Origin of the sequence: Lysobacter sp. CA199 (assembly GCF_052078715.1) — a bacterium.
In the GTDB taxonomy this organism is placed as follows: Bacteria; Pseudomonadota; Gammaproteobacteria; order Xanthomonadales; family Xanthomonadaceae; genus Lysobacter.
Genome location: NZ_JBQJIL010000030.1, coordinates 1 through 6,869 on the forward strand (window position 1 = coordinate 1; position 6,869 = coordinate 6,869).

Annotated in this window: 3 protein-coding genes; 1 reads left to right on the plus strand and 2 read right to left on the minus strand. The window is 63.0% G+C overall.

Features of this window, described 5'->3' with window-relative positions; translation table 11 throughout:
• Positions 1-136: 136 nt before the first annotated feature.
• Complete coding sequence (locus ACTOWJ_RS29285; protein WP_441338170.1) at positions 137-1,966, minus strand: M4 family metallopeptidase; 1,830 nt, start codon at positions 1,964-1,966, stop codon at positions 137-139.
• Between the two features lie 391 nt (positions 1,967-2,357).
• Positions 2,358-3,326 carry an IS5 family transposase gene (locus tag ACTOWJ_RS29290; protein WP_441338171.1) on the minus strand — a complete coding sequence of 323 codons (969 nt, stop codon included), beginning with the start codon at positions 3,324-3,326 and terminating at the stop codon, positions 2,358-2,360.
• Here ACTOWJ_RS29290 and ACTOWJ_RS29295 point away from each other — a divergent pair.
• Complete coding sequence (locus tag ACTOWJ_RS29295; protein ID WP_441338172.1) at positions 3,325-6,333, plus strand: peptidoglycan-binding protein; 3,009 nt, start codon at positions 3,325-3,327, stop codon at positions 6,331-6,333. The two genes, ACTOWJ_RS29290 and ACTOWJ_RS29295, sit on opposite strands and share 2 nt — an antisense overlap.
• Positions 6,334-6,869: the final 536 nt, after the last annotated feature.

Sequence of the window (6,869 nt, forward strand, 5' to 3'; positions counted from 1 at the left end):
AGAAGTCATTCCCTTTCGGGAACTCTTTAAAGTCCATGTAAAGAGTCTGGCTTGGCCCTTACCTAGCGCAAATCTATCGCAGTCGCTTCTATAAGTGGAGTGTCGCCCCTATAGATGGCATTGACAGATACGAAGGTCAGTTCACCTTGACCGCGGCCCAGGCCCGGGCCAGCGCCTTGTACTCGCTGGAAGTATTGCCATACAGATCAGCGGCGGCCTGCAACGTCCAGGTGCGCGCCTGCGGATAGGTGGTACCGGAGACAAAGTAACGAGCCAGCGCCCGATACATGATCGCACCGACCTTGTCGCGACCGACACCAACGATGGTGGTGTCAGTGTTGCAGACCAACTGGGCCTTGGTGTAACTGAAGCCACTGGGTACCACGACACCTTCGGATGCGAGGTAGAACACCCGGTTGAGCACGCCGGAGGTGAGGTATGGATCGTACGGGCCGTTTTGGTAGGTTTTCGAGGCGATGAAGCCGCCACTGGGGTAGCAGACCTTGGAGGCACCATCGACGTCTTGTTTGAATAGTACGCGCAGCGCTTTGGTACCGCTCGGGTTGTTCTTAATGAGCTTCTCACCTATCAGGTAGTCGCCCGAATCGCTCGGATTGTTGGCGTAGAACTCGACCAGCGTGCCGAAGATGTCGGAGATGCCTTCGTTGAGGCCGCCGGTGTCCTTGATGTTGTAATAGCCAAGGCGCGCGGTGGCTTCGGTCACGCCGTGGGCCATTTCGTGACCGGCCACATCGATCGCCACCACCGCTCGGTAGGTGGAGCCGTCGCCGTAGGCCATCAGTTTCTGCGGCCCCCACCAGTACGCATTGTCCATTCCGTTACCTACATGGACGAAGCTCCGTACGCCCTTGCCATCGTTGAAGATGCCGCTGCGGCCGTGCACGTTCTTGAAGTAGTCCCAGGTAACAGCGACGCCGTAATGCGCGTCGGTGGCAGCGGAGGCACGGTCGGAGGTGACACTGTTGCCCCAGATGTTGTCGGTGTCGGTAAACAGCGTCGCTCCCGGAAACGCCGAGACGTGATTGCTCGAATTCTTGGCATCGTAGGTCGAACCGTTGCCGCGGCTCGTGTCGACCAACTGAAAGCCGCCGCTGACCGAGTTGGTGACTATGCCGACGTTGCCCAGCAACAGGGTCTTGCCGGTGCCATTGGCGGCCGCGGTCTGGATGCGATCTTCGGCATGCAACAATTTGCCGTTTTTGGCATTCACGTAATAGGTGAAGTGTCCCGGAAGCTGATCATTGCGGCGATCGCCCATCAGCTCCATCTGATACGCCAAGGTTGGTTCAGTGCCCTGCGCGAACACCACTAGGCCGGCGTTGTCGATCGAGGCGATCGTGCCGTCGAAGGCGGCGCCGGCTTCGACCTTGGCTTGAGCGACGCTGACGTTGGGCTTGATTTCGGGGCGACTGAAGGTGCGCATGTTGTCGCCCTGGCTGATCGACTTGAGTTCACCGTTCTGGCTGTGGACGACGAAATCGCCGCCTACCACCGGCAGACCCTGATAACTGCGCTCCATGCGAACGTGCTCGGTGCCGTCGCGGTCGATCAACACGTCGCGGGCGACGAAGCGATCGGCTTGAACACGATGCACCTCCTCGGCGGCCATACCGGTCAGCAGTCCGCGTGCGTGCGCAGCGGCGGGCGACGCATCGGCCTGCTCCGGCGAACTGGATGAAGTGACCAGGTCACTCCCCGGACGCGCGCCCGGCGCATTGGCGATTGTCCCTAACGCTGAATGATGCGCTGCGGCCGTCGGCACCTGCGCGGTTGAAGCCTGTGCGGTGGAAGGCGAAGAGGTCCCGGTGGCAGCCGCCGGCCGGGCCGCATTCGAAGTCCGAAGTGCTTGCGCCGGCGATGCAGCGGAACCTGAGTGGACTTGGGTGGTCAGGACGACGAGCGCGGCGACCACGGATGTGCTCAACAGAGCGGTCTTGATTTGCATGCGATTGAATCCCCTTGAATCAAATAAAAGGAAGTTGGTTTTGCGTAATCGCGTCCACGAAGTAGAGGATGCGATCACCACCGTTTCGAACGGGAGGCTCATCGACATGGCGAGCTGTGTTTGTGGATTAGCGCCGAAGAGCGGCGACGACCTTAGAGCAAGCGCACCCTCGAACGCGCAGACGATCAGCAGCGCACATCACGCAGTAACACTGAATAATTCGTAATTCGTCACAGAAATCAACACTCGTCGAAAAACCATCTAAGGAAAGTCTGAACAACTCGCCCTGAGTGCGCAGATGCCGTGCGAATTGCATCCAACACGTTGCGGTTATCGCTTCAGGTGCTGCTTGCGGCGCCTTGCGGCGGAATCTCCCGCCTCACAAACACACTCATCCTGGGTTCGGTAGCAATTGCTTTCGCTTCATCCACAGATTCGACAACGCGAACAGCGTCAGCACCTGCGCCAAGTTCTTCGCCAAGCCGCGATAGCGCACCTGGGTGTAGCCGAACTGGCGTTTGATGACGCGGAAGGGATGTTCTACCTTTGCTCGCAAGCTGGCCTTCGTGTGCTCCCAGCGCAACGCCCATTTCAACTCGCGCCGGCCCTTGATCTTACGGAGCGTCGAAGGCTTCTCGGCAATCAGGTAGCGCGCCTTGCACTTGCGCATATCCTCTCGTTTCTCCACACCCGTGTAGCCACTGTCCCCGCACACCGTATCCTCTCGGCCGTGCAGCAGCTTGTGCACCTGGGTGATGTCAGCCACATTGGCTGCCGTGCATTCCACGTGATGCACTAGGCCGGACTCATCGTCCACGCCAATATGCGCCTTCATTCCGAAGTGCCACTGGTTGCCCTTCTTGGTTTGATGCATCTGCGGATCACGCTTGCCATCGGCGTTCTTGGTCGAACTGGGCGCGCTGATGATCGTGGCATCGACGATCGTGCCGCCGCGCAGGCTCTGGCCCTTGCGAGCCAAATGCGCGTTCACCTGCTCGAACAATTGCCGCGCCAAATCGTGCCGCTCCAGCAAACGACGGAAGTTGAGGATCGTCGTCTCATCGGGCACCTCGTCCAGACCGCCCAGCTGAGCGAAGCGCCGCATCGACACCGTGTCGTACAACGCTTCTTCCATCGCCGGGTCGCTCAGGGCATACCACTGTTGCAAAAAGTGCACGCGCAGCATCGTCTCCAGACGATACGGTTGCCGGCCTGGCTGGCCCTGCTTGGGGTAGTGCGGCGCGATCAAAGCCAACAGTTCCGGCCACGGCACCACCTGCGCCATCTCGGCCAGAAAGATCTCCCGCCGTGTCCGCTTGCGCTTGCCGTTGTACTCCCCATCACCGAAAGAAAGCTGCATGGCTTTAACTCGTTTGGGTCTCTCGCTGATTTTCGCAGATCAGGGTGAGTTGTTCAGACCTTCCCTAGCGGCGCAGTCGGAGCTGACCCACTACGCCGCGCGCGGCACAGGCGGCTGGATCGGGGGTGCCTCGGCCGGCCTCGTCGCTACGGCGGCGGCGACCGGCCCCGGCGTAGTCGGCTTCATCGTCGTCGGCGGTGCGGCCGTGGCCGGCGCCCATGTAGGCGAGCATGTCGCCACGGTTCTGGACAGCTACAAGAGGTTCAAGCATACCGATCTGCAAGGCGTCGACTGGCAGTCCAATGGCCGGCAATGGGTGCGACAGGATTTGGGCGACCAGATCGACGATGGCCAAAATCATGTTGTGAAGCAGACGTTTTCCGCCGACCCGGAAAAGGCGGACGAACTCAACTACCGGGCCAGCAATGTCGCAACGGATCTGGCGATCGGGAAACTGCGGTCGCCGCAGAATCCGTACTCGCAGCCGGCGGCAGAGAACGACCCGGTAAGCATGCGCCGCGCCGATTGGGAGCGTAATCCTCAAACGGGCGCATGGGATCGAAAGGTGGTCGTGGGCTTTGAACAGCCCGGCGTGCCGATGCTAAGAATTGATCATGCTAGCGCTGAGCGCGCGGCCGAACTGGATCAGGCATCGCAGCAGGTAATCCGCGAGAACATCGCCAGCGGCCCCGCGCCGATGGCCGCTCGTTACGAGATGGTGCATCGGAGCGAAGGCTGGGAACGTTTCGGCGTCGTGCCTCCCTCTATTCAATCGGCCCTACGGGACGATTCGCTGGTCGCTTCGGATGGGAAGCTGTATCAGCGCACGGGGGATGGGCAGTGGCAGCGCAACGGCGAGTCCGTCGTGGCTGCCGGCAACTTACGTCAGGAGTTGGAGAGCACGCGTGCGGTGCTGCAACCGCAATTGGCGCAACATAAGCAACAAGTCGCCTCGATTCCGGATCGGCAGCCGCCGACGTTGGAGGACATCGAGCGCAAGGACTTGTTGACGACCTACGCAGCCTACGGGGTAACGGCAACCCCCGAGCAGGTGGAAGCGACGCTGGAAGCGGTGAGGCGCACCCAGCAGGAGTATGGCGTCGCTCCGCTTAAAACCTCGCTGCACTTGGGACTCAACGCGAGCGGTGAGCGCGATATCAACAGTCCGATCGAGCACATCAGTCATGACGCGGACGGCGTAAATCGGATTCACGCCGTCACCAGCCCCTTGGAAGTGCAAATGGCGATGTTGGATTTGCGCTCGCCGCCGCCCACCACCCCGGAGGCCCCGGAGCTGCGAATCGCCAACCTATCGCCGCAGCAACACGAAGCGTTAGAACAAGTCGTGCGCGAAGCGAACCGGTTGGGATTGACGCGCGACGACGTACAAGTCGCAGCTAAGCAGGCGGTGGCCGGAGCGATGGCCGCAGACCGCGAGCCGGAGATTGTCGTCAGTCTTGCCGACATGGACCGAGGGCGGCCACAACGCACGGCCGACCTGCCTCGCGATTCGGAAGCACCATCATCCACGGCGACGAAGTCGCCGGCCGCCGCGCACGCGTCCGAAGCGTCGCAGGAGCCGCATGAAGCGCAGGCCGTCGCCGACCGCTTGCCGGCCCACGCCGGGCTATCGCAGACCGCGCAGGCGGCGGTGCATTCCGCTGAGCCGATGAGTGCGCCCCCGCGTAACGGTGCGGAGTCCGTGCGGGTTGCGGCAGCGATCCCGGCTTCAGAGATTCGACGGGAGGCGGAACCGACACCGCTGCCCGCGCCATCGACGGCGACGACGCAAGCCCAAGCGGTCGAATTGCACCAGCGCGCGCCCGCCGCCACGCCGCCCAGGCCCGAGGTGGCCGCCCCGGTCGAGCCGGTCTCCCGCACGCCGGTTTCCGAAGTGGTCGCGCCCGCCGCGGTACCTGCGCCGGACGCAGCGACGCCACCTCGTGAGCCGGCCGCTGTGCCCGTGGCGGCAGTCGGGCCAGAGACCACCCAGGACGACACGCTACGCCCCGGCAGTCGCGGCCAGGATGTTGAGCTTCTGCAATACCGCCTGCAACGGGTCGGCTATCGGGGGCCAGACGACGGGCCGTTACCGCAGAACGGTCACTTCGACGCGACCACCGAACACGCCGTTCGCCAGTTCCAGCGCGATCAGGGATTGCCGGATACCGGTTTGGCCGATCCGACGACACAGCAGACAATGTTGGCGGCCCAGCATGCGCGGATCGAGTCGCGGAAGGCAGCTAGCCAGGACACGCCCACGCCGACGCAAGAGCCGGCGCGCGCCGTGGTGGCACCCGTGGAGCGGACGGCCCCCGTGGCGGCACAAGCCGTCGAGACGCCGCCCTACGGACAGCGCCAAGCCCCGGCGCACGACGGGGTGCAGGTCGCCGCATCCACCGCCGAGCGGCAGATGCCGGCGGCCTTGACTCCAGCCGAACCGACGGCGGCGGATCAGGCACAAACGGTTCCTGCGCGCGAATTTGCCGGTCACGCCGACCCCGGCCCGCAGTCCGAGTCGAGTCCGAACGGGCCGGATCAAACGGCCCACCGATCCGCAGCGACCCAAGACGCGGGGCGCGGCGCAGTCGAGCCAGAACGGCAGGCGCGAAACGGGGTGGATGTCGCGACACTCGCGCGTGACGGTTCGGCGGTGGACGTGTCGAAGTTGTCGCCGAACGATCAAGCGATGTTCGCGAAGATTCGCGCGGGCGCGCCCGATCATGTTTCGGACGAAACTGTGGCGGCGGCGATGCTCTCGGCCAAGCGCGACAAAATCCACGATGCAGAGAGCATCGCGCAGGTGGGCGTCGCCCACGGCAAGCTGTGGGTCGGCTCGACCATTCCCGGCTTTTATGGCACAGCCTCGCTATCCGAACCGCCGCCCGCAATGCAGGAAACGTTGCGCGAGGCGCAGACCTTTAATCAGCAGCGCGAGCAGCAATTGGCGCAGGAGGCGTCGCAACGTAATCCGGACGACCCGAGCCGTGGTGGGCCGTCAAGATAGTCGGGGGTCGGATGAACGGAACGACATGGCCGTACATGGCTTACTTGCTAGCCGATCAGCGCGTCGGCCCGTATGTGGTCGGCGTTGGCGGCCTACTCGCGGACGTGATGCGGGAGGTCAAGGAGGCGCATTTCAAGCGAACGTGTGCGGCCGACGATATCTACTTGGCCGCCTTTTGCTTGGTGTGGTACGAGCCCATGCAGACGATGGAGGCGGCCCGCCGACGGGCCGCCGAGATTCGGCGTTGGCCTCATCGCTGGCAGCGCCGACTAGTGGAGTCAGTGAATCCCGATTGGTGGGAACGGTCGCAGATGGAATCGGACTACCCCGCGCGTTTTGGCAGGCCATTCCTGAAAAGGTGCCGTCCCGGAAACGATAGAAGTCGCCGATCCGGCTTCTTCCGGACAAATCCGGGTCCTTCCTGGGACTGAACCGCATCGGGGGGGGCAAGCCGCGAACCTTCGCTAGTTCCAGCGCCTGCAATACGGTTCGCACCTGCAACGTCGGCGGGTTCCTCATCCCAGCCCGCGCGCGGT

What these genes read in the sequence shown, in the direction of transcription:
- ACTOWJ_RS29295 (WP_441338172.1), top strand. Translation starts at nt 3,325, where the DNA reads ATGGCTTTAACTCGTTTGGGTCTCTCGCTGATTTTCGCAGATCAGGGT.
- ACTOWJ_RS29290 (WP_441338171.1), bottom strand. Translation starts at nt 3,326, where the DNA reads ATGCAGCTTTCTTTCGGTGATGGGGAGTACAACGGCAAGCGCAAGCGG.
- ACTOWJ_RS29285 (WP_441338170.1), bottom strand. Translation starts at nt 1,966, where the DNA reads ATGCAAATCAAGACCGCTCTGTTGAGCACATCCGTGGTCGCCGCGCTC.